This is a genomic window from Devosia sp. Root635, from assembly GCF_001427605.1.
Classification (GTDB): Bacteria; Pseudomonadota; Alphaproteobacteria; order Rhizobiales; family Devosiaceae; genus Devosia.
Genome location: NZ_LMGZ01000004.1, coordinates 25,628 through 52,599, shown reverse-complemented (window position 1 = coordinate 52,599; position 26,972 = coordinate 25,628). Strand labels below are relative to the sequence as shown.

The window sequence follows — 26,972 nt, the reverse complement described above, 5'->3', positions numbered from 1 at the left end:
GTGTCACCCCGCCTGCGCCATGAGGCCGGCATTGCCGCCGGCTGCGGTGGTGTCTATGCAGACGTGGCGTTCGACGAGGAGGCGGGCGGCATCGTCGGGTGTGGTCAGCAGGGGGATGATGGCGCCGCCGCGGACGCTAAGGGCGATGCGGATGGCACGGAGATTGGCATCGGTGGCGAAATAAACCACCGCGTCGAAAGTGGTCGCGTGGGTCAGGGCGTCGAGATCCAGATTGGCCAGAATGGCGGTATTGCCTGATAGGGCGGCCATGGTGGCCTGGGCCTGGTGATCTGATGGCGTGGGGCCGAGGCAGAGGAGCGTGCCGCGCGGCGCAACGTGCATGATGTTGCTTTCGCCGGTGGGGCCGGGCAGCGGGAGCGGCGCTGTCTGGGCGGGGCGGTGGCCCAAGGTGAAGCGCGGCAGGTAGTGCGGGCCGCCGGCTTTGGGGCCGGTGCCGGAGAGGCCTTCGCCGCCGAAGGGCTGTGAGCCGACCACGGCACCGATCTGGTTGCGGTTGACGTAGATATTGCCGGCGCGGACGCTGTTCGAGACCTGGCGGACGCGTGACGAAATGCGGGTGTGGAGGCCGAAGGTAAGGCCGTAGCCCGAGGCGTTGACGGCGGAGATCACCGCATCCAGTTCATCGGATTTGAAGGTGGCGATGTGGAGGACGGGGCCGAAGATTTCTTCGGTGAGATCGACGATGCCATCGATGCGCAGGACGGTGGGGGTGACGAAGGTGCCCTGGGCCGGCAACTTCAAGCGATGAATCAGATTCCCGTTTTTCTCGTAAGTGTCGATATGGGCTTGGATTTTTGATCTGGCGGCTTCGTCGATGACGGGGCCGATATCGGTGGCGAGGTGCCAGGGATTGCCCATGGTCAGTTCGTCCATCGCGCCTTTCAGCATCTCGATGGTTCGTTCTGCCGCGTCTTCCTGCAGGTAGAGGACGCGCAGGGCCGAGCAGCGCTGGCCGGCGGACTGGAAGGCGGAGGCGAGAATGTCGCGCACGGCCTGTTCGGGGAGCGCGGTGGAATCCACGATCATGGCGTTGAGGCCGCCGGTTTCGGCGATGAGGGGAGCCGTAGACGCGAGATGGGTGGCCATGGCGCAGTCAATCCTGCGGGCGGTGGGCAGGGAGCCGGTGAAGACGACGCCTGAAATGCGCGGATCGGAGGTGAGCGCCGTGCCGACTTCGGCAGCGCCGGGGAGCAACTGGATGGCGTGGGTGGGAATGCCGGCCTGGTGCATGAGCTGGACGGCGCGGAAGGCGATGAGCGGGGTCTGCGGGGCGGGCTTGGCGAGGACGGGATTGCCGGTGACGAGGGCAGCGGCGATCTGGCCGGTGAAGATGGCGAGCGGGAAATTCCACGGGGAGATGGCGGCGATGGGGCCCCGGGGCGAGGCGAGGGATTGGGCCTCGGCTTGCTCGGCGTAGTAGCGGAGGAAATCGACGGCTTCGCGGATTTCGGACACGGCATCGGCCCAGGTCTTGCCGGCCTCGCGGGCGAGGAGGGCGAAGAGTTCGGGACGGTGGGATTCGTAGAGGTCGGCCGCGACGCGGAGGAGGTTGGCGCGGGTTTGCACTGACATCCGTGGCCAGGGGGAGGCGGTGGCGGCGGCGATTGCCGAGGCAATGTCGGCGGCGGTGGCATTGGTGACGGTGCCGACGGAGTCGGTGGGATCGGCGGGGTTGGTGAGCGACGTGGAAGGCCCCCTCGCCCTCCCCTTCGGGTCGACCTCTCCGCCTGGGGGAGAGGTGAAGAGAGGTTCGGCGTGCCACTGCATTGTCTGGAAGGTGGCGCGGGCGGATTCCATTGCCGGGAAGGCGGTGGGGTCGGTGAGATCGAGACCGGTGGAGTTCCGGCGCGGGGCAAAGATGGCGGAGGGGGATGGGATGGCTGGGTTAGGGACGGTGTCCAGCGCGAGAACCTTGTCTATGGGGTCTTCGGCAACGACACTCGCCGGGATGTCTTCGTCGGCGATCTGGTAGACGAAGGAGCCGTTGGCGCCGTTCTCAAGGAGGCGGCGGACGAGATAGGCGAGCAGGTCCTTGTGGGCGCCGACCGGGGCGTAAATGCGGGTGCGGGTGCCGTGGTGGGTGCGCAGGACGTCGTGCAGGCGCTCGCCCATGCCGTGGAGGCGCTGGAATTCGTAGGTGCCGGTGCCCCTGCCCGCTTCCGCGGCGAGGTGGAGGACGGCGCTGGCGGTGTGGGCGTTGTGAGTGGCGAATTGGGGGTAGATGCTGGACGCGGCGAAGAGCTTTCTGGCGGCGGCGATGTAGCTGATGTCGGTGGCTGCCTTGCGGGTGAAGACGGGGTAGCCGGGGAGGCCAAGGACCTGGGCGCGCTTGATTTCGGCATCCCAATAGGCGCCCTTGACGAGGCGGACCATGATGCGGCGATCGAGAGATCTGGCGGTGGTGTCGAGCCAGTCGATCAGCGGCAGGACGCGCTTGCCATAGGCCTGGACGACGACGCCGAAACCATCCCGGCCGGCCAGGTCCGGCGTGGCGAGGACTGCGGCGATGACGTCGAGGGAGAGATCGAGCCGGTCGGCTTCCTCGGCATCGATGTTGAAACCCATATTCGCGGCCTTGGCCGACAGAGCCAATTGCCGAGTCCGATCAACCAGTTCGGCCATGACGCGGTGGCGTTGCGCGAACTCGTAGCGCGGGTGGAGGGCGGAGAGTTTTACGCTGATGCCGGGATTGTCGCGGACGGATTTTGCCGTGCACTGGGGGGCCAGGGTAGCGATGGCGCGGGCATAAGCGTCGAAATAGCGGGACGCGTCGGCGGCGGTGCGGGCGGCTTCGCCGAGCATGTCGTAGGAATAGCGGTAGCCGTGGGCTTCGGGCTTCCTCGCATTGACCACGGCTTCGTCTATGGTGCGGCCGAAGACGAACTGGCTGCCGAGGAGGCGCATGGCCTGGGCGACGGCGGTGCGGATGACCGGTTCGCCGAGGCGGGCAATGGCGCGGTGGAGGGCGTTTCTGGGGCCGATTTCGGGGTCACCGAGAACATCAGCGGTGAGGCTGAGGGCCCAGGAGGAGAAATTGACCAGTTGGTTGGGCGAGGCGCCGAAATGGGTGGCCCAATCGGAGCCGCCGACCTTGTCGTGGATGAGGGCGTCCACAGTTTCGGCATCGGGGACGCGGAGCAGCGCTTCGGCCAGGGACATGAGGGCGACGCCCTCGTCGGTGGCGAGCCCGTATTCGGCGAGGAAGGACTCCATGAGGCCGAGGCGATTGCCCTGGCGGACCGAGGTGACGAGGGCTTCGGCATGGGTGGAGATGGATTGGCGTGCCGTGGCATCAAGGCCGGTGGCGGCGATGAGGTCGTGAACGAGGGTGGATTCGTCGGCCAGGTTCCGGGTGCGGAGGGCGTGGCGGATGGCGGTGATGGACATGAGGACACCTGGACTGGGGGCATTGCCCTTCTCCCCTCGCGGGAGAAGGTGCCCGAAGGGCGGATGAGGTGGTTGGTTCCACGAGCATTGCAGCATCGGATGGCGCAGGACCCCTCACCCGGTAATTTCTTCTGAACGAAGAAATTACCCCCCTCTCCCACAAGGGGCGAGGGGGGCTCCGTCATTGCGGCACGTTCGGCGCCTCACTCCATGAAATGGGCATCCCGGAAATACGGGACGTTCAGCGTGGAGCGCCAGAAGCCCATCACTTCGGGGCTCATCATCATGTAGTTGTTGCGGTGGTATTGCGGCAGGATGACGTGGTCGTTCATCAGGATCGCCTCGGCCTTGCGCATTTCGGCAAGGGACTCGGCCTCGTCGCCCGTGGCCTTTGAGGCGGCGATGGCCGCGTCGTAATCCGGGTTGGACCAATTGGCCAGGTTATTGGGGCTGCCGGTGACGAAGTTGTCGAGGAAGGTCATGGGGTGCGGATAGTCGGCACCCCAGCCCATCTGGGCGATCTGGTACTCGACCTTCTGCACCTCGGGATAGAAGACCTGCCATTCGGTGGCCTGGATATCGACGTCGATATTGAGGTTCTGCTTCCACATCTGCTGGATGGCTTCGAGCAGCTTTTCGATCGGCGGGGATGAATAGGTGACGAAGAGCGTATCGGGGAAGCCTTCGCCATTGGGGTAGCCGGCGTCGGCCAGCATAGCCTGGGCTTCCTCCACCTCTGCCGTGGGGGCGAGGCCGAAGGTATCTCGGCCGGTGGTGAACTCCTCGCCGGCAATGGTCATGCCGGGAGGCACGAGGCCGAGGGCCGGAATATCGGCCGATTGCAGTACGAATTCGACGATTTCCTCGCGATCGATGGCCATGGAGAGGGCCTGGCGGACCTTGATATTGTCGAGCGGTGCCTGGTGCGGATTGAAGAAGGCATAGGTGGTGCCGAGAGCGGGCACGACCATGAAGGCGTCGGATTCGACTGAGAGACGCGGGATTTCCGGAGCGGGGACGGATTCAATGCCGTCGACATCGCCGGCTTCCATGGCGGCGAGCGCGGTGGCCGGATCGGGGATCAGGCGGAAGGTGAGCTTATCGAGGGAAACCGCATCGGCGTCGTAATATTCCGGGTTCTTCTCGAAGACGACGGATTCGCCCTGGTTGAACTCGGTGACGCGGAAGGGGCCGGTGCCGATGAAGGTGGCGGGATTGCGTGTCCAGCCTTCGGGATCGGCTTCCACCACGTCCTGACGGACCGGGAAGAAGGTGGTGTAGGTCAGCAGTTGCATCATGTAGGGGACGCGCTGCTTGAGGGTGAAGGTGAGGGTCTTGTCGTCGGGGGCGTGGATTTCGATCGTGCCTTCGCTGCCGGGGGCGGCATAGGCTTCTTCGGCGCCGACGATGGAGAAGAGCATGGGGGCGTTCATGGCGCCGGTGGCCGGATCGAGCACGCGGGTCCAGGCATAGACGAAATCGCCGGCCACGACGGGGTTGCCGTCGGACCAGTTCGCATCGCGCAGGTGGAAGGTGTAGGTCAGGCCGTCGTCGGAGACATCCCAGCTTTCGGCGAGGGCGGGGACGATTTCGTTGTTGGCGTCGAAGCGGACCAGGCCCTCGAAGGTGTTGCCGATGATAGGGGCGGCGAAGGTTTCGGCGGTGGTGCCGGGATCGTATTTGGCGGACTCGTTGTTGACCACATAGGTCAGTTCACCCGCGGCGAAGGCGCCTGATGTGGAGGCGAGGAAGGCTGCGGTCAGCAGCGGCAGGAAGTGCTTGGTCATCGTCTTCTCTCCTGTTTTGCGGCGAGCTTGCCCCGCCTTTTCTCGTGTCTTGCCGGCGGCATGCCTGTTGTTGCCGCCAGTACGCTCGCGGCCAGCTTACGCCGTCCCGTGGGACGGCGCATCACCGGCATAGTGGCAGGCGGCGAGGTGGCCGTTGCCGATGTCTCTGAGGTCGGGTTCGACGCTGGCGCAGAGGTCGGTGGCCAGGGGGCAGCGGGTGCGGAAGCGGCAGCCGGTGGGGATGTGAAGCGGGCTGGGGATTTCGCCGCGCATGGGTTCGGTGGGCCGGGCCGCGGTGGGATCGGGCACCGGGATCGAGGCGAGGAGCGCCTGGGTATAGGGGTGGCTCGGGCGCGCGTAGAGATCGGTATTGGAGGCGAGCTCGACGATCCTGCCGAGATACATGACGCCGATGCGGTCGGAGATGTGGCGGACCATGCTGAGGTCGTGGGTGATGAAGAGGTAGGTGAGGCCGAGCTGGTCCTGCAAATCCTCCAGCATGTTGACTACCTGGGCCTGGACGGAGACGTCGAGGGCGGAAATGGGTTCGTCGCAGATGACCAGATCGGGTTCGAGCGCGATGGCGCGGGCGATGCCGATGCGCTGGCGCTGGCCGCCGGAAAATTCGTGGGCGAAGCGGTTGGCGTGATCGGCGTGGAGGCCGACGCGGGCGAGCAGGTCGTGGACTTTGGCGGTGCGCGAGGCTGGGGTGCCGATGCGGGCGATTTCGAGGGGTTCGGCGATGAGGTCACGGACGGTCATGCGGGTGTTGAGGGACGCATAGGGGTCCTGGAAGATCATCTGCACGCGGCGGCGGAACGGGGTGAGGTCGCGTTCGGGGGCCGTGGCGATGTCGCGGCCGTCGAAGTGGATGGCGCCGGAAGTGGGCTGGTGGAGGCGGATGAGGGTGCGGGCGAGCGTGGACTTGCCGCAGCCGGATTCGCCGACCAGGCCGAGGGTTTCGCCGGGGTAGATATCGAGGGTGACGCCATCGACGGCGCGGAGGGTTGGTTTGGGGCCGAAAAGATTGCGGCCTACGTGGAAGTGCTTGTGGAGGGCGCGGATGGAGAGGAGCGGCTGGGTCATGAGCTTTGCCCCGGATGTCGTGCCAGCAGAGGCTCCGGGTCAATCGCCTCCCTCCCCCTTGAGGGGAGGGATCGAGGGTGGGGGTCCCTCAGTGGCCACGAAGCTACCCCCTCCCCAGCTTCGCTAAGGCCCTTCGGCCCTAGCTTCGCTACCCTCCCCTCAAGGGGGAGGGAGGGCAGGAGCTCAAAACTCAGCAACAACCGGATCATGCTGCCACCTCGACCTTCGGCGCATCGGGATGATGCAGCCAGCATCTGGCGCCCTGCCCTTCCCCGAAAATGGGGGGCAATTCGGCCGCGCATTGGCGCATGGCGTGGGGGCAGCGGGGGGTGAAGGGGCAGCCGGATGGCGGGTGGGCCATGTCGGGCGGGCTGCCGGGGATGGGGGTGAGGCGGCGGTGGGTGTCGTCGCGCAGGTCGGGGACGGAGGCGAGGAGGCCCTGTGTGTAGGGGTGCATCGGGTGGGCGAAGAGGTCGCGGACGGGGGCGGTTTCCATGACCAGGCCGCCATACATGACGACGATGCGGTCGGTGACTTCGGCGATGACGCCGAGATCGTGGGTGATGAGGATGACGGCCATGCCGAGGCGCTGCTGCAAGTCCTTGAGGAGGCCGAGGATCTGGCGCTGGATGGTGACGTCGAGCGCGGTGGTGGGTTCGTCGGCGATGAGGAGTTTCGGGTCGCAGGCCAGGGCCATGGCGATCATGACGCGCTGGCGCATGCCGCCGGAGAATTCGTGCGGATAGGATTTGAGGCGTTCGGCGGCGGAGGGGATGCGGACCAGCTCGAAAAGCTCGACGGCGCGGGCGCGCGCTTCGGCGCGGCTGGCCTTGCGGTGGCGCAGGATGGTTTCGATGACCTGTTCGCCCACTGACAGCGTGGGATTGAGGGAGGTCATGGGATCCTGGAAGATCATGCCGATCTGATTGCCCCTGATATCGCGCAGGTCGGCCTCGGCAAGCTCGGTCAGGTTCTGGCCGTCGAACAGGGCCGAACCGCCCTTGATGCGACCGGTGGGTTTGAGCAGGCGCAGGATGGACATGGCGGTGATGGATTTGCCGGAGCCGGATTCCCCGACAATGCCGAGGATTTCGCCGGGATGGACATCGAAGCTGACGCCGCGCACGGCCTGGACTTCGCCGCGCTGGGTGAAGAAACTGGTCCTGAGATCGCGGACAGAGAGGACCGGATTCATTTGCGGAACCTCGGATCGAGCGCGTCGCGCAGGCCATCGCCGAGGAAATTGAAGGCGAACATGGTGAGGCTGATGGCGGCGGCGGGGAAGAAGAGCTGATGCGGATAGGCGCGCATGGTTTCGACGGCTTCTGAGGTCAGCGTGCCCCAGCTTGCCAGCGGCGGGGTGACGCCGAGGCCGATGAAGCTCATGAAGCTCTCGATGAAGATGGCCGAGGGGATCAGCATGGTCAGGGTGACGATGATGGGACCGATGGAATTGGGCAGCAGGTGGCGGGTGAGGATGCGTGATGTCGAGGCGCCCATGGTACGGGCGGCGGCGACATAGTCCTGGCTCTTGAGCGAGAGAATCTGGCCGCGGACGATGCGGGCCATATCGACCCAGAACACCGAGCCGATGGCGATGATGATGGAATAGAGGCCACTATCGAACACAACCATGAGCAGCACGACGTAGAGCGTCAGCGGGATGGTGGCGATGATTTCCACCACCCGCATCATGATGGCGTCGGTCCTGCCGCCGATATAGCCGGCGAGGCCGCCATAGAAGATGCCGATGAAGAAATTGACCAGGGTGGCGACGAAAGCGACGGTGAGCGAGATGCGGGCACCGTAGAGCTGGCGGACAAGGACGTCGCGGCCGAGCTGGTCGGTGCCGAACAGGTAGGTGCGGTTCCATGACCAGCCGGAGGGGGCGATGGTGGCGCCATCGGCGGCGACCAGTTTGGCTGGAAGACTGGAATAATCGAGGGTGAGCGTGGTGTCGCCGAAGATGAAGGCCTGGGACTTTTTCAGCATGTCCTTGCGCTCGCCACGCAGCAGGCCGAGGACGTGGCCGGTGTCATCGACCTCGTAGAGATTGAAGTTGGAGGCGTTGAGGAAGAAGCGAGTGGTGGTGCCCTGCCCTGATGGCACCGCATAGGTTTCGAAGGCCGGCGGGATATTGGCGAGGCGCAGGTTCTGGTCGGCATAGGTGAAGGGGCTGAACAGCGGCCCGAAAACGGCGGCGAGGATCAGCAGGATGATGAAGGCGATGCTCACAACAGCCGGCTTGTTGGCCCAAAGGCGGCGGCGGACATCCTGCCAGTAGGTGAGGCTGGGCGCGGCGGCGACCGCGGCGGCATCGGCGGGCGGGAGCTTTTCCCACATTTCGGGCGCGATATCGCTCATGCGGCGGCGCTCGTCAGCTTGATGCGCGGATCGAGCACGGCATAGAGCAGGTCGACGATGAGGATCATCACCATGAGGGCGGCGGCGTAAAAGATGGTGATGCCCATGATGGCGGTATAGTCGCGGTTGGTGATGGAGAGAACGAACTGGCGGCCGATGCCGGGCAGCGCGAAAATCTGCTCGATGACGAAGCTGCCGGTGATGAGATTGGCGACGACTGGGCCGAGGATGGTGACGACCGGGATCAGCGAATTGCGCAGACCGTGCTTGAACAGCACCTGGCCGGGGCGCAGGCCCTTGGCGCGGGCGGTGGTCATGAAATCCTGCTCGAAGGTTTCGAGCAGCGAGGAGCGCGTGAGGCGGGCGACGAAGGATATCCAGAAGCCGGACAGCGCGAAGACCGGCAGGATATAGCCGCGCCAGTCATCGAGCCCGAAAGTGGGCACCCAGCCGAGGCGCAGGGCGAAGATGTAGAGCGTCACGGTGGCGATGACATAGGAGGGGATGGCGACGCCGATGGTGGCGATGAGCATCACCGTGGTATCGGGCCACTTGTTGCGGTTGAGCGCGGCGACGATGCCCAGGGGGACGCCGAGGGCGACCACGGCGATGACGGCCAGCAGGCCCGTGCGCAGGGTGACCGGCAGGCCCGTGGCGATCATGGTGTTGATGGAGACGCCCGGATATTTGAAGGAGGGGCCGAGGTCGAGCGTGATGATGCCGCGCAGGTAGCTGAGATATTGCGCCCATATGGGCTGGTCGAGGCCGTATTTGGCGTTGAGGGCCGCCTCGATCTCGGGGGCCAGCATACGTTCGGAGACGAAGGGGCCGCCGGGCACGGCGTGCATGAGAAAGAAGGTCAGCGTGACGATGGCCCAGAGGGTGATGGCCATCATGCCGAGGCGCTGGAGGATATAGGCGGGCATGTCAGCGCTTCCCGAAGTGAGGAAACCGGCGGGACGAGCCAGACGGTAAATGTCATGCAGGCTATTCCAGCACCGAAATTTTTTTACCGCAAGCGGGGTTTGTGGGAGAATTTTGCGTGAGGTGGCACGCCTTCGTGGTTCGAGGGTCGCTACGCTCCCGCCTCACCATGAGGGCTACTGTTAGCGCTGAGTTCAAAGTAGCCCTCATGGTGAGGTGCGAGCCCTTCGCGAGCCTCGAACCACGAGGGCGTGGCACTAAGGCGCGAAATGACCGCGCAGAATGAGGAACACTGCCGTTGCCGGGATGATGAGGTCGGCGGCGCGCTCCAGCATCGCGGCGGGGTAGCTGCCTTCGGTGTCGAGGGCGTTGATGGTGCCGAGCAGGGCGTTGCCGGTCATTATGGGGATAGAAAGGGAGCTGTTGCAGCCGAGGGCGCGGATCAGCGCCAGGTCGGGGAATTCGCCTTCCATGCCGGCGGCGGTGTTGATGGCGGTGATGCGGCGCTCGGCCTGCATGGCGCGGAACCAGTCATCCAGAACGATGGGCTTGGTGCCTAGCAGTGGATAGACATCGGGGTGGCTGGAATAGACGCGGCGGACCTGCATGGCGGCCATGTCGATGGCGGTGAGGGTGAACAGGCGGGCGGGAATGATGGCGGCGGCGAGGTCGTGCAGCGCCCTGCCCGTTTCGGCCGGATCGGCGTAACGGGCGAGCTTTTCCTCGAAGGCACGGAAGGCGGCGCTCATGCGCGCCAGCGGCGGCGTTCGCCCGGGATCGCCGCCATGGGGGCGAGTACCGGAGCATCGGATGACACGACACGGTCGCGGCCATTGGCCTTGGCGATATAGAGGCGGTTGTCGGCGGTTTGCAGCAGATCGCCCGAGGGCGTGGTGCCATCGCCGGTGGCGAGGCCGATGCTGATGGTGACGAAGAGGCCGGGGGTGAGATCGGACCAGTTGGTGGCGCCGATGGCGGCGCGGATGCCCTCGCAGAAGGCGGCGGCGGTGGCCTCGGGGGCATCGGGAAAGACCAGCGCAAATTCCTCGCCGCCGAGGCGGGCGGCGTGGCCGTGGGGGCCGATCTGGGCGACGAGCGCCCTGGCGACGCGCTGCAGCACCGCATCGCCGACAATGTGGGAGAAGCGGTCGTTGACGTCCTTGAAATGATCGAGATCAACGATGGCGAGGGCGAGGGGCGTGCCGGCAAGGCGGTTGAGAATCTGGTCGAAGCTGCGGCGGTTGGCGATACCGGTCAGCGGATCGCTGAGGGCCTGATCGGCCAGGGTGGCGGCGCGGCTGCGCAATTGCCGGGTTTCGGCGCGGATTTCTTCGATGCGGGCGCGACGGCGGGCGGTTTCGCCCGATTGCAGCACATAAAGGGTGTGGAAGCGCTTGTGCAGCGCCAGCGCCGCGGCGGTATCGCCGATGGCTTCGAGGATAGTGGCGAGCTTGTTGGCCGCATTGACCTGATGATCGACCTGGTGGCTTTCATCGGCCAAGGCCAGCGCATCGGTGACGGCGCTGCGGGCCTTGGAGAGCTGGCCGGCGCGCAGCAGGACGTCGCCCAAAGTATAGAGATAGTGGATGCGCAGGCTGAGGCCGGGTTCGCCGGGCAGTTTGGCGCTGCGATCGAGATATTGCAGGGCCATGTCGTAACGCCCCTGCAGCCCGAGCATTTCGGCTGTATTGCCGAGGGCGACGCGGAGGCTCCAGTAATCGCCGCTGGCATCGGCTTTTTCAATGGCCTGGCCGGTCAGGTCGATGGCGGCTTCGCGCTCGCCGATGGCCCGTTCCGTCTCGCCGAACTTGTCGGCTTCCTCGGCGATCTTGGCGTGGCAGAAGCCGAGATTGAGCAGGTAGTAAGCCTCGGCGGCGATGTTGGCCTGGTCGGCGGCGATAGAGACCGCGCGCTCGATCAGCGCCATGCCCATTTCGAGTTCGCGGCAGACGGCCAGCACGATGCCCTTGGCATTGAGAGCGAAGGCGAGCACGGCGGAATCGTCGCCGGCGCTGGCCAGGTCGACGGCCTGCTCGGCCAGATCGAAGGCCTCGTCGCTGAAACCCAGATCGAGAAAGAGGATGGCCTTGACCGCCACGGCGCGGGCGAGCTCGACCTTGTCGTCCTGCCGCTCGCGCAGCCAGACGGCGCCCATGGCACATTCCAGGCCCTGTTCGAGCTGGCCCAGCTTGAAGCAGCACCAGGCCATTTCACAGAGACAGGCGGCCATCAGGTCGACGGTATCCGTGGCTTCGGCAGCGGCATAGACGGCGCGGAATTCGACCATGGCTTCATCGCAGAGACCGGCACGCAGCAGATGCGTGCCGCGCGAAAACCCATCAGCCAAGGCAGCAACCGGTTCTGACACTGGACGCTCTTCATGTATTGAGAGACGCAGCATAGCCGAATTCCATCGCCAGAATACTAACATGCGAGGAATTTTTGCAGGCGGGGCCGGGTCTTAGCCGGCACCGGATTTCCGCCACTGCAATCGATATATCCGGCTGACGCTAGCCCGCGGGGAACAATTTCCAGCGTCGGGGGCGGAAGGCGAGGCGGGTTTTTTCGCCGGCGGGATGGTCGAAGGGGAGATCGACCTCGACGAGGTGGCCGGCGCCGCCGATTTCGAGTTCGACCCGGCGCGTGCCGCCGACGCGGCGCGCAGTGCTGACGACGCCGGCGAGGGAGGCATCGGCCTCGATCAGGTCGACATCATGCGGGCGGAAGAACAGGCGGGCCTCGCCCGGACCGGCATCGCCGGCGGGCAGGCCGATGGCGCGGCCGCCGACCCAGAGTTCGCCGTTTTCGACAGTGACCGGGAGAGTGCTGGATTCGCCGATGAAGCCGAAGACGAAGGGCGAGGTGGGGTGATCGTAGACGGTGTCGGGGGTGCCGACCTGCTCGATCCTGCCCTGGCTCATGACGCAGAGGCGGTCGGAGAGTTCGAGGGCTTCTTCCTGGTCATGGGTGACGAAAACGGTGGTGTGGCCGGTGCGGTCATGGATTTCGCGCAGCCATTTGCGCAACTCGCGGCGCACCTGGGCGTCGAGCGCGCCGAAGGGCTCGTCGAGCAGCAGCACGGCCGGCTCGATGGCGAGGGCACGGGCCAAGGCGACGCGCTGGCGCTGGCCGCCGGAAAGCTGGCTGGGATAGCGCTTTTCGAGGCCGGAGAGCTGGACGAGATCGAGCAGTTCCATGGCGCGGCGGCGGATTTCGCTATTGGGCGGGCGGGTGGAGCGCGGGCGCACCTTGAGGCCGAAGGAGATGTTTTCGAGGATCGTCATGTGGCGGAACAGGGCATAGTGCTGGAACACAAAGCCGATATTGCGCTCCTGCACACTCTTTTCCGATGCGTCGGTATCACCGAAGAATATCTTGCCCTGGGTGGGCATTTCGAGGCCGGCAATAAGGCGCAGCAAAGTGGTCTTGCCCGAGCCGGAGGGGCCGAGCAGCGCGATCAGTTCGCCCGAGCGAATATCGAGCGAGACATCGTGCAAAGCCGGAAACCGGTCGAATTCCTTGCGCACGTTCTGAACGCGAACTTCCATAGACACCTAATCCTATCAGTGTTTGGCGGCAGCGGCGATTTCGTCGCCGAAACGCCATTCCAGAGCAGTCTTGAGTACCAGCGTGACCAAGGCGAGCAAGGCCAGCAGCGACGCCAGGGCGAAGGCCGCCGCGGCATTATATTCATTGTAGAGCATTTCCACCTGCAGGGGCATGGTGGTGGTCTGGCCGCGGATCTTGCCCGAGACCACGGCGACAGCGCCGAATTCGCCCATGGCGCGGGCATTGCACAGCAGCACGCCGTAGAGCAGGCCCCATTTGATATTGGGGAGCGTCACACGCCAGAAGGTCTGCCAGCCATTGGCGCCGAGCGACAGCGCGGCTTCCTCGTCGCCGGTGCCCTGATCCTGCATCAGGGGGATAAGCTCGCGGGCGACGAAGGGGAAGGTGACGAAAATGGTGGCCAGCACGATGCCCGGAAGGGCGAAGAGCACTTCGATGCCGTAGGATTTGAGCCAGGGGCCAAGGAAGCTCCCGGCGCCGAACAGCAGCACATAGACGAGGCCGGAAATCACTGGGGAGACCGAGAATGGCAGGTCGATCAGGGTGATGAGGAAGGCCTTGCCCTTGAATTCGAACTTGGCGATGGCCCAGGAGGCGGCAAGACCGAAGACGACATTGAGCGGCACGGCGATAGCGGCAACCAGCAGAGTGAGGCGGATGGCGGCCTGCGCATCCTTTTCGCCCAGGGCGGCGAAGAAGGCGCCGATGCCCTTGATGAGGGCCTCATGGAACACCGCATAGAGCGGCAGCAGCAGGATCACGGCCATGAAGGCCAGGGCGATGCCGATCAGCAGCCACTGAACGGGGCGGCTTTCGCTGGTGGGCGAGACGCGGCGGTGTCTGCGCGCGCGCAGCTTAGTTGCCATAGCCATACCTCCGGCGCGACCAGGCCTGGATCAGGTTGATGATGAACAGCAACGCGAAGGACAGCAGCAGCATGACCGTGGCGATGACTGTGGCGCCGACATAGTTGAATTCCTGCAGGCGGATATAGATCAGCAGCGGGGCGATCTCGGACACGAAGGGGATGTTGCCGGCGATGAAGATGATGGAACCGTATTCGCCGACACCGCGGGCGAAGGCCAGGGCGAAGCCGGTGAGAATGGCCGGCGTCAGGCTGGGCAGGATAATGCGGGTGATGGTCTGGAAGCGACTGGCGCCGAGGGTGGCGCTGGCTTCCTCGACCTCGTGGCTCACCTCTTCGAGGATGGGCTGGATGGTGCGGACGACGAAGGGCAGGCCGATGAAGATCATGGCGATGACTATGCCTGATGGCGTATAGGCGATGCGCCAACCCAAGGGTGCGAAGAGCGCGCCGATCGTGCCGTTGGGGGCATAGATGGCGGTGAGGGCGATGCCGGCGACTGCTGTCGGCAGGGCAAAGGGCAGATCGATGATGGCGTCGAAAATGCGGCGGCCGGGGAAGCGGTAGCGCACCAGCACCCAGGCGATCAGCGTGCCGAAGACGACATTGACGCCGGCGGCGATGAGCGCGGTGACGAAGCTGACGCGGAGCGAACCGAGCACGCGCGGATCGGTGGCGGCTTTCCAGAAGCCCTCGGGGCCGAGGCCGGCGGAGCGGATGGCCAGAGCGAGCAGCGGGATGAGGATGACCAGCGAGAAATAGGTCAGCGTGAAGCCGAGCGTCAACCCGAAGCCGGGAATGACGCTGGGCCGGCGGAAACTCCAGCCGCGACGTGGCGCAGGCGAAACGGCGGCGCTCAAGCGGCAGCCCTGAATGCGGCAGATTCGGCGCAGTTCATGTCGACCTCTCAACCCGGTTCGGCGACGATAACTCTATCGTCCCAGTCGAGTTTCTCAAGGTTCAGCAATGGCGTTTGGTTAAATGGGGAGAGAAAAAATTTCCAGAATGGCGGGGCTGGGAAGATTTCGGCGGGGTTTGGGGCGGCGGATTGGCGGATGGGGAGAATAATGGTGCGCGGGGCCCATCTTCAAATCATGCCCGTGGAGGCATCTCAGGATGGATCCCGGCTCAAGGCCGGGATGACATCGAGGTTGATGAGGCAATTGGGACCAATGTTATTTCGGCGGGGTCCACACCGGGGTTTCACGCTGGAGGGGGGCCATGGCGGTGATGTCTTCACCGCGGCGCATGGCGATGTTCATGCGGAAGGAATTGCCGATGCGCTCGGAGCGCTCGATGAACAGCGCGGCGATGTCGGGCGGGCAGAGGCTTTCCACGGTGCGGCGGAACAAAGCCAGCCAGCGCATGAAATGCGGGTCGGCCAGTTCGGGAATGGCCATGTGCTTGGGCATGGGGCGGCCACCATAGCGGCCGGTGCCCAGCAGCATGGAGCTCCAGAAATCGGCGATGAGATCGAGGTGATGCGGCCAGGCTTCGGGGGCGATGATGCGGTTGAAGATGGGGCCGATCAGGGGATCGCGGCGCACATCGGCGTAAAAACTGTCGACCACCGCGCGGATCATGGCTTCGTCGAGGCCTTCGGGCGTTTCCCAGCCGACGCGCTGGTGGCGGGTGCCTGCGGGCGGACGGGCATTATCGTCGCTCATGCGTCGGCCTCGCGGATGGCGTAGCTGCAGCGGCGGCCGCCATTGACGATATGTTCGTTCCGCTCGACCTGGGCGCCGGGGCCGAGGACCGAGCGGAAGACGTCGAGTTCGGCGCGGCAGAAGCCCTGGCAGGCGGTGGCGGCGGCGCAGATGGGGCAGTGATTTTCGATGAGGGTGAGGGAGCCGTCGGGCTCCTCGCGCCAATCGGCCATATAGCCTTCGGCGGAGCGCAGGTCGGCCAGGCCGGCGACCTTGTCGCGCAGGCTGGTGCGGTCGGCCAGTTCGGTCTCGTAGGCGGCGCGGGTTTCGGCTTCGCGGATGGAAATCAGGGTATCGAGGGCTGCTTCGCCCAGCGACTCCTTGACGATGCCGAGCAGTTGCACGGTGAGCGCGGCATGGGTATCGGGAAAACGCGACTGGGCAGCAGGCGTGAGGCTCCAGCTCTGGGTGGGGCGCCCTACCCCCCTGGCTTCGCTGCTGGCCACGACGAGGCCTTCCTCGGCGAGACGCGCCAGTTGCTGGCGCGCGGCCTCGCCGGTGGTGCCGAGCTTGCTGCCCAAGGTGGCGGCGGACAGCGCGCCGTGCATCTTGAGCGCCATCAGCACCCGCTCGGCGGGGCTGCGCGGCGACCAGCTCACGCTTTCGGCGGTGTCGCGTGAGGCAACATTTTCCAAGTTGTGGCTTGACATATTGGCGCCAGCGGTTTTCAAAGTCATCACTTGGAATAAACGGCGACACGGCGGAATGCAAGCGCCGGAGTTGTCGCATCCCTCCCAGCGAAAGGAACCGAAAATGGCTTTTGAACTTCCCGCCCTGCCCTATGCCCATGCTGCCCTGGCCGAGCGCGGCATGAGCCAGGAGACGCTGGAACTGCATCACGACAAGCATCACCAGGCCTATGTAACCGCGCTCAACGGGTTCGTGGAGAAGAATGCGGACCTCGCCGGCAAGTCGCTGGAGGAGATCATCGCTTTCGCCAACGGCAAGGCCGACCTGGCGCCGGTGTTCAACAATGCCGGGCAGCACTGGAACCACATCCACTTCTGGAATGCCCTGTCGCCCAAGGGTGGCGCCCTGCCCGGCAAGCTGGAAAGCAAGATCGCAGGCGATTTCGGCTCGGTCGAGGCCTTCAAGGAGCAGTTCAAGACCGCTGCGACGACGCAGTTCGGCTCGGGCTGGGCCTGGCTGGTGCTGGGGACGGACGGTAAGCTCAAGGTGACCAAGACGGCCAATGGCTCCAATCCGCTGGCCACTGGCGAGGGCAAGCCGCTGCTGGGGCTCGATGTGTGGGAGCACAGCTATTACGTCGATTTCCGCAATCGGCGGCCGGATTATGTGAGCAATTTCCTCGACAAGCTGGCGAATTATGAATTCGCCGAAGCGAATTTGGGCTAGGTGGCGCTGCTACGCAGGCGGGAATCCGACGAAACGTATGGATTCCCGCCTGCGCGGGAGTGACACGGCGATATTGAATGTGCCCTGGGCAAACCAGAGCCAAAACAGAGGTTCCGCTTTCTCGGGAATAGCCCGTTGGGTAGAACAAGCGCACGTCGAGAAGAATCGTGAATATAGTTATGGCCGATTTCGACCTGCCCGACGCCATGCGCCTGCGTCCGCCCCGGCAACCGCTGGTGAGCAATGCCGAGTTTCGTTCCGCCATGTCGGGCATGGCGACGACCGTGAGCGTGGTGACGGCGCGGCGCGGCGACGAGCGGATCGGGCGGACGGTGACGTCCATGCTGTCGCTGTCGATGAACCCGCCGACCGTCCTGATTTCCATCGACATCATGAGCCGGCTGGCCGACCTGATCGCCAAGACGGCGGGCTTTTCCCTGACGCTGCTGGCGGATGACCAAGCCGCAGTGGCCGATGCCTTTGCCGGGCGGGTGGCGCCCGAAGAGCGCTTCAATGCCGGGCGCTGGAGCCAGTGGCCCTCGGGGCATCCGATGTTGCTGGGGGCGGTGACGGCGCTCGATTGCGATGTGATCGGCGCGATCGAGACGGGAACCCATGTGCTGTTTGCCGGAGCGGTCATCGAGGCGGAAACGACGACGGGACGCTCGCCGCTGCTGTGGCAGCGGCATGGGTATCATGGCGTCGGCGGGCTCGACTGAGCGGCGCGAAGCTGCCAAGCTCGAAATCGATTGCGCCGTGCCGGCAACTCGCTGCCTGCTTTGGCGTTTCCTCCGTCGAGGGAGGCCCTTATGCCCCGGTTCTATTTTCACTATCGCACCGATGACGAACTGATCCGCGACGCTGACGGCAGCGAACTGCCCGACCTGGAAGCGGCCGAGCACAATGCGGCGGCTTTGGCCAAGGCGATTGTGGAACACGCGGCGAGCACGGGCGGGGATACGCGGATACCGCGGTCGATCGAGATCACCGACGCAGCAGGGGAAGAGCTGCTGTATCTGGTGTTCTGGGCGGGACCGAAGGTGGGCAGCGACGGGGAAGAAATTGCCGAGATGCCGCCGACGACGGTGCATTAGGGCGGATAGCTCGCACCTCACCATGAGGGCTACTGGGAACTCGATGCATCATCAGCCCTCATGGTGAGGTGCGCTTCTTCAGCGCCTCGAACCACGAGGGCGTGGCATGAAAAAACGCCGGCCTCGAGGGCCGGCGTTGGCGTCTGGCGCTTATTGTGGGGCGCCGGTGTAGATCTGGTCGAAGATGCCGCCGTCGCCGAAGAAGTGGGGCTGGGCTTCGCGCCAGCCGCCGAAATCGTCGATGGTGACGAGGTTGACCGCGCCGAAGCGGGCGACATCATCTGGGTTGGCCAGTTCGGGCTTGAAGGGGCGGTAGTAGTTGGCAGCGGCGATGGCCTGCCCTTCGGGGGAATAGAGATATTCGAGATAGGCCTGGGCCAGGTCGGTATTGCCCTTTTTCTCGGCATTTCCGGTCACCAGAGCGACCGGGGGCTCGGCCAGGATCGAGATGGAGGGGGTGACGATGTCGAAGGCGTCGGGGCCGAGCTCGTTGAGCGCCAGATAGGCCTCGTTTTCCCAGGCGAGCAGGACATCGCCGATGCCACGCTGGACGAAAGTGGTGGTGGAGCCACGGGCGCCCGTATCGAGCACGGGGACGTGCTTGTAGAGCTCGGTGACGAAAGCCTGGGCGGTTTCGTCGGAGCCGCCGGGCTGTGCCTTGGCCCAGGCCCAGGCGGCGAGCAGGTTCCAGCGGGCGCCACCCGAAGTCTTGGGATTTGGCGTGATGACTTCAACGCCGTCCTGGATCAGATCGCCCCAATCGGCGAGACCCTTGGGATTACCCTTGCGGACCAGGAAGACGATGGTCGAGGTATAGGGGGCGTTGTTGTTTTCGAGCGTGCCGCGCCAATCGGCCGTGATCAGGGTGGGATCGGCATCGGAAATGGCGTTGATGTCGGATTCCAGCGCCAGGGTGACCACGTCGGCCTCGAGGCCATCGATGACGGTGCGCGCCTGGGCGCCGGAGCCGCCATGGGTCACCTGGACGGCGACGGTTTCGCCAGTGGTTTCCTGCCAATGGGCAACGAAGGCCTGGTTGAACTGCTGATAGAGTTCGCGGGTGGGATCGTAGCTGACATTGATCAGCGTGCGGTCCTGACCATGCGCCGTTACCGCAAAGCCAAAGGTCAGGGACGCGGCAAGAGCGGCATAGGCAAGCAATTTCGGTGTGTTCTTCATCTCTGTCTCCGATGAGATCGAATGATTAAAAGACTACCAGACAAGTAGTGTATCGCAAGGCGGTCACTCGCGCCAATCGCGGCGCGGAGAAAACATTTTGCTGCATTCGTAGCAGGATCGAGAAAAGGACCATCGAGAGGGGTCCGGCACGCATTATTGCGCAAATTCATTCCAGAGTATGACCGAAGCGCTAATTTTGCGCGTGATGTCACCGAGGCATTGCGGAGCGTGGCTATTGTGCGAAGGGATGGCAGACAGGGGCGGGCAGGCTGCTAGAGTGGCAAGGCGAGTTGGGGAGTCGATGAATGGATGTGGGGCAATCGAACCGTCCGGCGCTGCTGGATCGGGCTGGGGTGTTGGCGCGGGAGGATGCGGGCTTTGCCGGGTTCTTCAAGGCTGCAGTCCTGGCGACGGACAGCGAGGATCTGGGGCGCCAGAAGCCGGAGCAGTTCGAGGCGGCGTTGCGGCATTCTTACGCGCAGTTGCTGGCCTATACCGGTGACAACAGCCGCCTGACGGCGACGCTGCCGCAGAAATCGGGCGACCCGCTGGTGCTCGATATCATTTCGCCGGACATGCCCTTCATCGTGGACAGTGCGCTGGCGGCCTTGCGGGCGGCAGGCGGCACGGTGCGCATGTTCACCCACCCGGTGGTGCGCATGGAAGGCGGCGCGGTGAGTGAGGCCAGCGGGCAGGCTCTGAGCGTGCTGCATATTCATAGCGACCCGGTGGCCGATGTGGATGCACTGACCGCGGAAATCGAGGCCACGATGGCCGAGGTGACGCAGGCGGTGCGCGACTGGCAGCCGATGCTGGACCGGCTGCAGCAGGCCATCGGCGCGCTGGAGCGGAGCCCGGCTTCGGGCAAGGACGAGCCGCTGCGCTTCCTCGACTGGCTGATCGAGCACAATTTCACTTTCCTGGGCATGCGCGAATATCGACTCGGTGGCGACGGACTGGAGCCAGTGGCGGGAAGCGGGTTGGGGATTTTACGGGACGCTGACGTGCGCGTTTTGCGCAGCGGGCCCAATTTCGTGGAAACGACGCCGCAACACAGCGCTTTCATGGGTTCGGACGAGCCACTGCTGGTGACCAAGGCCAATGTGCGGGCGCGGGTGCATCGGCGCGCGCATATGGACTATGTCGGCATCAAGCTGTTTGGCGAGGGCGGCAAGGCGCTGGGAGAATTGCGCATTGTGGGCCTGTTCACCGCGCAGGCGCAGGCAACGCCGCATACCGATGTGCCGATCATAAGGCGCAAGATTGCCGAGGTGATGCGCAAGTCGGGTGTCGACCCGCTGGGGCATGACGGGCGGACGCTGCTGAGCGCGCTGGATTCCTATCCGCGTGACGAATTGTTCCAGATCGGCACCGAGCAATTGTTCGAATTCGCCGGGGCGATTGCCGGGCTTTATGACCGGCCGCGGGTGCGGGTGTTGCCGCGCATCGACCGGTTCGACAATTTCGTTTCCATTCTCGTTTATGTGCCGCGCGACCGTTATGACGGGGAAGCGCGGGCCCGCATCACGCGCTATCTGGCGCAGGCCTATGACGGGCGTATCTCCGCCTATTATCCGCATTTCCCCGAGGGGGAACTGGTGCGGCTACATGTGATCATCGGGCGGGTGGCGGGACCGACGCCGCAGCCAAGCCGGGCGGAACTCGAAGCGCGGGTGGATGCGCTGACATCCAATTTCGGCGACATGCTGGCGGCCACGGCGGCGGACCCTGGCACGATCAGCGATTATCGCGCGGCCTTTTCGGCGGCGTATCAGTCGCGCAATTCGGCGGCAGACGCGCATGAGGATATTGCCGTTTTACGCGGGCTGGGCGATGGCGCGGGCGTGGCGATCCGTCTGCGCGAGCGCAAGGGCGCCGATGGGGCGCTGGGGCTCAAATTCTACCATCGGGAAAGCGCTATTCCACTGAGCGACCGGGTGCCGATGCTGGAAGCCTTCGGGTTCCGGGTGATCGACGAGCGGACCTATACGGTGGTGCCGCGCGATGGTGTGGAGCGGTATCTGCACGACATGGTGCTGGCGCCGGCCGACGGCGCGAGCTTCGATGCGGCGCGCGGCGCGGCGGTCGAAGCGGGGCTATTGGCGGTGTGGGACGGGCTGGCCGAGAGCGACCAGCTCAATACGCTGGTCAGCCGGACGGCGCTGGCCTGGACCGATGCGGCTTTGCTGCGGGCCTTGTCACGCTACCTGCGGCAGGTGGGGACATCCTATTCCCAGCGCTATATAGCGGCGGTGCTGGTGAAGCAGGCCGCGGCGGCCGCGGCGCTGGTGGCCCTGTTCAAAGCGTTGCATGACCCCGCGGAGGCCAGCCGGGAAGCTGCTGCAGAGACGGCACGGCAACGGATTGCGGCAGCGCTGGATGCCATGGCGTCGCTGGACGAGGATACGATCATCCGACGCTTCCTGAACCTGGTGGAAGCATCGGTGCGGACCAATGCGTTCCAGCGGGATGCGGAAGGCGGACGGATGCCGGCGCTGGCGATCAAGTTCGACAGCGCCAAGGTGGACGGCATGGCCGCGCCACGGCCGTATCGGGAAATCTCGGTCTATTCGCCGCGCGTGGAAGGCGTGCATCTGCGCTTTGGCGCCATTGCACGCGGCGGCATCCGCTGGTCGGACCGGCCGGAGGATTTCCGGACCGAAGTGCTGGGGCTGGTCAAGGCACAGCAGGTCAAGAATGCGGTGATCGTGCCGGTGGGCGCCAAGGGCGGCTTTGCGCCCAAGCGACTGGTGCCGGGGATGGCGCGCGAGGCGTTCCAGGCGGAGGGCACGGCAGCCTATACGATCTTCATCGGAGCGCTGCTCGACGTGACCGATAACCTGGTCAATGGCGAAGTGGTGCCGCCGAGGGACGTGGTGCGGCGGGACGGGGATGATCCATATCTCGTGGTGGCAGCGGACAAGGGCACGGCGAGCTTTTCGGACACGGCGAACGGGATTGCCATAGCGCGCGGCTTCTGGCTGGGTGACGCCTTCGCTTCGGGCGGCTCGGCCGGCTATGACCATAAGGAAATGGGCATTACGGCGCGGGGCGGCTGGGAGACGGTAAAGCGGCATTTCCGCGAGATGGACCGCGATATCCAGAAGCAGCCGTTCACCGCGGTTGGCGTGGGCGACATGAGCGGGGACGTGTTCGGCAACGGCATGATGCTGTCGCCGCAGACGCGGCTGGTGGCGGCCTTCGACCACCGGGATATCTTCATCGACCCCAATCCCGACGCGACGACGAGCATGGTGGAACGGCAGAGGCTGTTCGCCCTGCCCCGCTCGAGCTGGCAGGACTATGACAAGGGGCTGATCTCTGCCGGTGGCGGCGTATTTTCGCGGAGCCTCAAATCGATCCCGCTGAGCGTGGAGATGCAGGCGGCCTTGGGGCTGAGCGTGGACCACGCGACGCCGGGCGAGGTGATGACCGCCATTCTCAAGGCCGAGGTGGACCTCTTATGGTTCGGCGGTATCGGGACCTATATCCGCGCCAGCCTCGAAACCAATGCCGAGGTGGGCGACCGGGCCAATGACGCGATCCGCATCACCGGCAGCGATGTGCGGGCCAAGGTGGTGGGGGAAGGCGCCAATCTGGGCGTGACGCAGCGCGGGCGCGTGGAATATGCGCTGAAGGGCGGACGGATCAACACGGATGCCATCGACAATTCGGCCGGGGTGAACTCGTCCGACCTCGAGGTCAATATCAAGATCGCGCTGGCGCCGAAGCTGGCGGATGGATCGCTGGCGATCGAAAAGCGCAACGACTTCCTGGTGACGATGACCGACGAGGTGGCGGCGCTGTGCCTGCGCAACAACTACCTGCAGGGGCTGGCTTTGTCGCTGGCCGAGCGGAGTGGGCTGGGCGAATTGCCTGACCATCGCGAGTTGATCGAGCGGCTGGAAGAGCGCGGATTGCTGGACCGGGCGGTGGAATTTTTGCCGACCGATGCAGCGCTGGATGCTCGCGCGGCGGGTGGCAAGGCGCTGACGCGGCCGGAACTGGCCGTGATCCTGGCCTATGCCAAGCTGACGCTTTATGCGGACCTGCTGGACGGCAAGAGCATCGACGCTGAATATCTGGCGGGCGAGCTTTACCGCTATTTTCCGGAGACGCTGCACACGGCCTATCCCGAGGCCGTGGCGCAACATCGGCTGAAGCGCGAGGTGATCGCTACGGTGCTGGCCAATGCGATGATCAATCGCGGCGGGCCGGCCTTTGTCACGGAGCTTACGGCAGCGACCAGCGCCAGCCCGGGCGAAGTGGCCCTGGCCTATGCGGCGACGCGCGACGTCTATGGGCTGAGCGAACTCAATACCGCGATCGACGCCCTGGATGGCAAGGTGACCGGGGCAGTGCAGCTCGGGCTCTATGCCGAGGTGATGGACCTGCTGGGGCAGGAAAGCCTGTGGTTCCTGCGGAACGCGGACGTGACGCAGGGATTGTCCGGGCTGGTGGAGCGGCATGCGACGGGCGTCGCGACGCTGCGGGTGATGCTGAACAGTACCCTGCCCGCTTCGCTGGCCGAAGGCATTGCCATGCGCGTGGTGGAACTGGCCGAACAGGGTGTGCCCGAAGCATTGGCGCGGCGGATCGCCGAATTGCCGGTGCTAAGCTATGCCAGCGATATCGTACTGGTCAGCGAGCGGTCGGGCGTTTCGGTGGCCGACGGGGCGGCGGCGTTCTTCGGCGTGTTCGCGACGTTTACGCTGTGGCCGGTGATCGAACAGGGCCGCGAAATCCTGCTCAGCGACCGGTTCGACCGCATGGCGCTGGACCGGGCGCTGGCCAATTTGATGCGGGCGCAGCGCGACCTGACGGCCGACGTGCTCAAGAGCGAGAGCGGGCTGGCCGGGTGGGCGGCCCGGCCGGGTATTGCGCGAACGGCTGCGGCTGTGGCGGAGCTGACGCAGGGGGAATTGACCGTATCGCGGCTGAGCGTGGCGGCTGGGTTGCTGGCGGATCTGGCGCAGGAGGGGTGAGGGGGCAACCGAGCATGGGATGGCGCGGCCCCCCCTCACCCGATTTTTCCGGCTGAACGCCGCAAAAATCACCCTCTCCCACAAGGGGCGAGGGGTGGCGCGCCACTCGTGGGGTGCCACCGAGTTCCCTTCTCCCCTCGTGGGAGAAGGTGCCCGAAGGGCGGATGAGGGGGATGCGAAAGTTGGTCTTGTGCCGAGGGCGCGCATGACAACACTAAGGGTATCCCTCCCCTGCACCGAGAGCGCCCATGACCACCACCCTCGCCCAATGGCTTGCTGCACAGCCTGTCGACCAAAAGCTTGCCTCGGTGGTTGCCACCATGGCTGATGCGAGTGCGGAGATTGCCACTGTGCTGCGGCTGGCGCCGATTGCGGGGCAGACGGGGCTGGCTGGGGCGACCAATGTGCAAGGGGAGGCGCAGAAGGCGCTCGACGTGATCTCAAACGACATTGTTTTGAATCACATAGGGCAAAATTCCGAGGTTTCGATTCTGGTGTCGGAAGAGCTGGATGAAGCGGTTCACATCGAGAATCAGGGCGGGTTCATGGTGGCGACAGACCCGTTGGACGGGTCTTCAAATCTCGACGTAAACGTCACTGTGGGCACGATTTTTTCGGTGCTGGATGCGGGCAAGGGCCTGCTGCAGAAGGGCAATGCGCAATTGGCGGCGGGGTATGCGGCCTATGGGCCGGCGACGAGCCTGGTGCTGAGTTTCGGGGCTTCGACCTCGGTGTTCACGCTGGATGGCAGCGGGACGTTCGTGCTGACGCAGGAGCGGGTGTCGGTGGCGCCGGGGTCGGGGGAGTATGCGATCAATACGGCGCGGGAGCGGTTCTGGGACGACGCGACGAAGGGCTATGTGGCCGAGAATGTCGCGGGGGAAACCGGGCCGATGGGCAAGCGCTACAATATGCGCTGGGTCGGCTCGATGGTGGCGGATATCCACCGGATTTTGATGCGAGGCGGTATTTTCCTGTATCCGCTCGACAGCGAGACGGTGAGCAAAGGCGGGCGGCTGCGGCTGCTGTATGAGGCCAATCCGATGGCACTGCTGGTGGAAGCGGCGGGCGGGAAATCGACGACCGGGCGGGAGCGGATACTGGATCTGGTGCCGACGGGAATTCACCAGCGGGTGCCGGTGATTTTGGGATCGGCGGAAGAAGTCGAGCGGGTGGAGGGGTGGTACGCGAAAGTCTGACTAAACTCCGTCGCTCCCCGCGGACTTGATCCGCGGGAGGCGATTGTGGGTGGGAAGCATGGTGCATGGCACCAGAATTGCAACGTTGCTAAACCCCCGCTATAGCTCGACTTATGAGGAGCCGGTGCGTGACATTGCCGGCCGGGAGTTATCATGACCGACGCCAAGCTGACGCTGCCCAAGACCAATTCGAGCCCGTGGCCGAACCGGCCGTTTCACCGGCAGTATCTGATGCGGCAGACCAATAACCTGTTCGACTTCTTCGAGGCGCCGTCGATGAATCCGAAGGGCGGGTTCTTCGAACTCGATGATGAGGGCAATCCGCTCGATGCCGACAATGCGAACCGGCAAATCCACGTCACCACGCGGATGGTGCATTGCGCGGTGATCGGCAGCCTGATCGGGCGGCCGGGATCGGACGAGATCGTCGATCATGGCATGCGTTATGTCTGGGACAAGCACCGCGATGCACGCCGGGGCGGCTATGTGTGGAGCCTCGACGATGCCGGGGTGACCAATGGGGCCAAGCAGGCCTATGGCCATGCTTTCGTGCTGCTGGCGGCGTCGAGCGCCAGCCTGGTGGGGCATCCTCTGGCCAAAGAGATGCTGGCCGACGTCACCGAAGTCATCAATGCGCGGTTCTGGGACGACAAGACCGGGACGGTGCGCGACGAATACAACCAGGACTGGTCCCAGCTCCTGCCCTATCGCGGGCAGAATGCGAACATGCACATGACCGAGGCGCTGATGGCGGCCTTCGAGGCGACGGGCAATCGCGACTACCTGGCCAAGGCCGAACGGATCGCGGAGCTGATCATCCTCAAGAACGCGGTGCCGCTGGGGCATCGGGTGGCCGAGCATTTCGACGCGCACTGGGTGCTCGACAAGAATTACGAGGGCAACGAGATGTTCCGCCCCTCGGGCACGACGCCGGGGCACTGGCTGGAATGGGCGCGGCTGCTGTATCAACTGTGGGTGCTGGGCGACAAGCGGCTGAGCTGGATGACCGGCGCGGCGCGGGCGCTGTTCCAGCAGTCCATCGATCTGGGCTGGGACAAGGTGCATGGCGGTTTCTTCTACACGCTGGACTGGGACAACCAGCCGATCATGCGCGAGAAGCTGTGGTGGCCGGTGAGCGAGGCTATCGGCGCCGCGGCCTATATTTCGGCCTTCGACAACGAGGATTATTTCCAGGTCTGGTATCGCAGGCTGTGGGACTATGCCGAGAACCACGTCATCGACCACAAGAATGGCGGCTGGCTCAGCGAGCTGAGGGAAGACCTGACGCCGACATCGCGGCTGTTCGTGGGCAAGCCCGACATCTATCACGCGCTGCAGGCCTGCCTGATCCCGCTTTATCCGACGACGGGGAGCCTGACCAAGGGGATCATCGAGGCGGACCATACGAGCAAGCATCTGGTGTGACGCGCCCGAAACATTGGGGCGAGG

Annotated in this window: 20 protein-coding genes; 6 read left to right on the top strand and 14 right to left on the bottom strand. The window is 64.8% G+C overall.

Annotated features, from left to right (window positions below; all coding sequences use genetic code 11):
• Positions 1-3 precede the first annotated feature (3 nt).
• The 13 genes from putA to ASD80_RS03355 all read right to left on the bottom strand — a co-directional run bounded on the left by putA (position 4) and on the right by ASD80_RS03355 (position 16,270).
• Positions 4-3,408 carry a bifunctional proline dehydrogenase/L-glutamate gamma-semialdehyde dehydrogenase PutA gene (putA, locus tag ASD80_RS03415; RefSeq protein WP_056229007.1) on the bottom strand — a complete coding sequence of 1,135 codons (3,405 nt, stop codon included), beginning with the start codon at positions 3,406-3,408 and terminating at the stop codon, positions 4-6.
• Between the two features lie 203 nt (positions 3,409-3,611).
• The gene (locus ASD80_RS03410; protein WP_056229004.1) at positions 3,612-5,195 is read right to left on the bottom strand and encodes a peptide ABC transporter substrate-binding protein; all 1,584 of its coding nucleotides are present in this window, start codon (positions 5,193-5,195) and stop codon (positions 3,612-3,614) included.
• Positions 5,196-5,291: 96 nt separating this feature from the next.
• On the bottom strand, positions 5,292-6,281 hold the full coding sequence (locus tag ASD80_RS03405) for an ABC transporter ATP-binding protein (protein WP_056229002.1): 990 nt from the start codon (positions 6,279-6,281) through the stop codon (positions 5,292-5,294).
• A gap of 205 nt (positions 6,282-6,486) precedes the next feature.
• Positions 6,487-7,476: an ABC transporter ATP-binding protein gene (locus ASD80_RS03400; protein ID WP_056228999.1), complete on the bottom strand. Its 990-nt coding sequence runs from the start codon at positions 7,474-7,476 to the stop codon at positions 6,487-6,489.
• Complete coding sequence (locus ASD80_RS03395; RefSeq protein WP_056228996.1) at positions 7,473-8,645, bottom strand: ABC transporter permease; 1,173 nt, start codon at positions 8,643-8,645, stop codon at positions 7,473-7,475. The genes ASD80_RS03400 and ASD80_RS03395 overlap by 4 nt, the downstream gene beginning before the upstream one ends.
• Positions 8,642-9,571: an ABC transporter permease gene (locus tag ASD80_RS03390; RefSeq protein ID WP_056228993.1), complete on the bottom strand. Its 930-nt coding sequence runs from the start codon at positions 9,569-9,571 to the stop codon at positions 8,642-8,644. The genes ASD80_RS03395 and ASD80_RS03390 overlap by 4 nt, the downstream gene beginning before the upstream one ends.
• 255 nt (positions 9,572-9,826) lie before the next feature.
• A complete protein-coding gene (locus ASD80_RS03385; RefSeq protein ID WP_056228991.1) occupies positions 9,827-10,318 on the bottom strand; it encodes a GAF domain-containing protein in 492 nt (163 codons plus the stop codon).
• Positions 10,315-11,937 (bottom strand): sensor domain-containing diguanylate cyclase, encoded by a 1,623-nt coding sequence (locus tag ASD80_RS03380; RefSeq protein WP_156460311.1) that lies wholly within the window; start codon positions 11,935-11,937, stop codon positions 10,315-10,317. The genes ASD80_RS03385 and ASD80_RS03380 overlap by 4 nt, the downstream gene beginning before the upstream one ends.
• A gap of 142 nt (positions 11,938-12,079) precedes the next feature.
• On the bottom strand, positions 12,080-13,117 hold the full coding sequence (locus ASD80_RS03375) for a sulfate/molybdate ABC transporter ATP-binding protein (protein ID WP_056228985.1): 1,038 nt from the start codon (positions 13,115-13,117) through the stop codon (positions 12,080-12,082).
• Between the two features lie 15 nt (positions 13,118-13,132).
• Positions 13,133-14,011, bottom strand: a complete 879-nt coding sequence (cysW, locus tag ASD80_RS03370; protein ID WP_056228983.1) for a sulfate ABC transporter permease subunit CysW — start codon at positions 14,009-14,011, stop codon at positions 13,133-13,135.
• Positions 13,995-14,864 carry a sulfate ABC transporter permease subunit CysT gene (gene cysT / locus ASD80_RS03365; RefSeq protein ID WP_056228980.1) on the bottom strand — a complete coding sequence of 290 codons (870 nt, stop codon included), beginning with the start codon at positions 14,862-14,864 and terminating at the stop codon, positions 13,995-13,997. The genes cysW and cysT overlap by 17 nt, the downstream gene beginning before the upstream one ends.
• A 315-nt stretch (positions 14,865-15,179) precedes the next feature.
• Complete coding sequence (locus tag ASD80_RS03360) at positions 15,180-15,671, bottom strand: group III truncated hemoglobin (protein ID WP_056228977.1); 492 nt, start codon at positions 15,669-15,671, stop codon at positions 15,180-15,182.
• Positions 15,668-16,270, bottom strand: a complete 603-nt coding sequence (locus ASD80_RS03355; protein ID WP_200950219.1) for a helix-turn-helix transcriptional regulator — start codon at positions 16,268-16,270, stop codon at positions 15,668-15,670. Before ASD80_RS03355 ends, ASD80_RS03360 begins: the two co-directional genes overlap by 4 nt.
• Before the next feature lie 193 nt (positions 16,271-16,463).
• Between ASD80_RS03355 and ASD80_RS03350 the strand changes: the two genes are divergently transcribed.
• From ASD80_RS03350 to ASD80_RS03340, 3 genes are all read left to right on the top strand, one after another.
• Positions 16,464-17,066, top strand: a complete 603-nt coding sequence (locus ASD80_RS03350; protein ID WP_056228974.1) for a superoxide dismutase — start codon at positions 16,464-16,466, stop codon at positions 17,064-17,066.
• A 167-nt stretch (positions 17,067-17,233) separates the two neighbouring features.
• Complete coding sequence (locus ASD80_RS03345) at positions 17,234-17,785, top strand: flavin reductase family protein (RefSeq protein ID WP_156460310.1); 552 nt, start codon at positions 17,234-17,236, stop codon at positions 17,783-17,785.
• Between the two features lie 90 nt (positions 17,786-17,875).
• A complete protein-coding gene (locus ASD80_RS03340) occupies positions 17,876-18,160 on the top strand; it encodes a DUF6894 family protein (protein WP_056228969.1) in 285 nt (94 codons plus the stop codon).
• A 150-nt stretch (positions 18,161-18,310) separates the two neighbouring features.
• Here ASD80_RS03340 and ASD80_RS03335 read toward each other — a convergent pair whose 3' ends face one another.
• Positions 18,311-19,339: a sulfate ABC transporter substrate-binding protein gene (locus tag ASD80_RS03335; RefSeq protein ID WP_056228966.1), complete on the bottom strand. Its 1,029-nt coding sequence runs from the start codon at positions 19,337-19,339 to the stop codon at positions 18,311-18,313.
• 305 nt (positions 19,340-19,644) lie between these two features.
• Here ASD80_RS03335 and ASD80_RS03330 point away from each other — a divergent pair, with 305 nt between their 5' ends.
• The 3 genes from ASD80_RS03330 to ASD80_RS03320 all read left to right on the top strand — a co-directional run bounded on the left by ASD80_RS03330 (position 19,645) and on the right by ASD80_RS03320 (position 26,948).
• The gene (locus tag ASD80_RS03330) at positions 19,645-24,324 is read left to right on the top strand and encodes an NAD-glutamate dehydrogenase (protein ID WP_056228964.1); all 4,680 of its coding nucleotides are present in this window, start codon (positions 19,645-19,647) and stop codon (positions 24,322-24,324) included.
• Between the two features lie 248 nt (positions 24,325-24,572).
• Entirely contained in the window at positions 24,573-25,523 is a 951-nt protein-coding gene (locus ASD80_RS03325) for a class 1 fructose-bisphosphatase (RefSeq protein WP_056228961.1), read from the top strand.
• A gap of 153 nt (positions 25,524-25,676) precedes the next feature.
• Positions 25,677-26,948, top strand: a complete 1,272-nt coding sequence (locus tag ASD80_RS03320; RefSeq protein ID WP_056228956.1) for an AGE family epimerase/isomerase — start codon at positions 25,677-25,679, stop codon at positions 26,946-26,948.
• Positions 26,949-26,972: the final 24 nt, after the last annotated feature.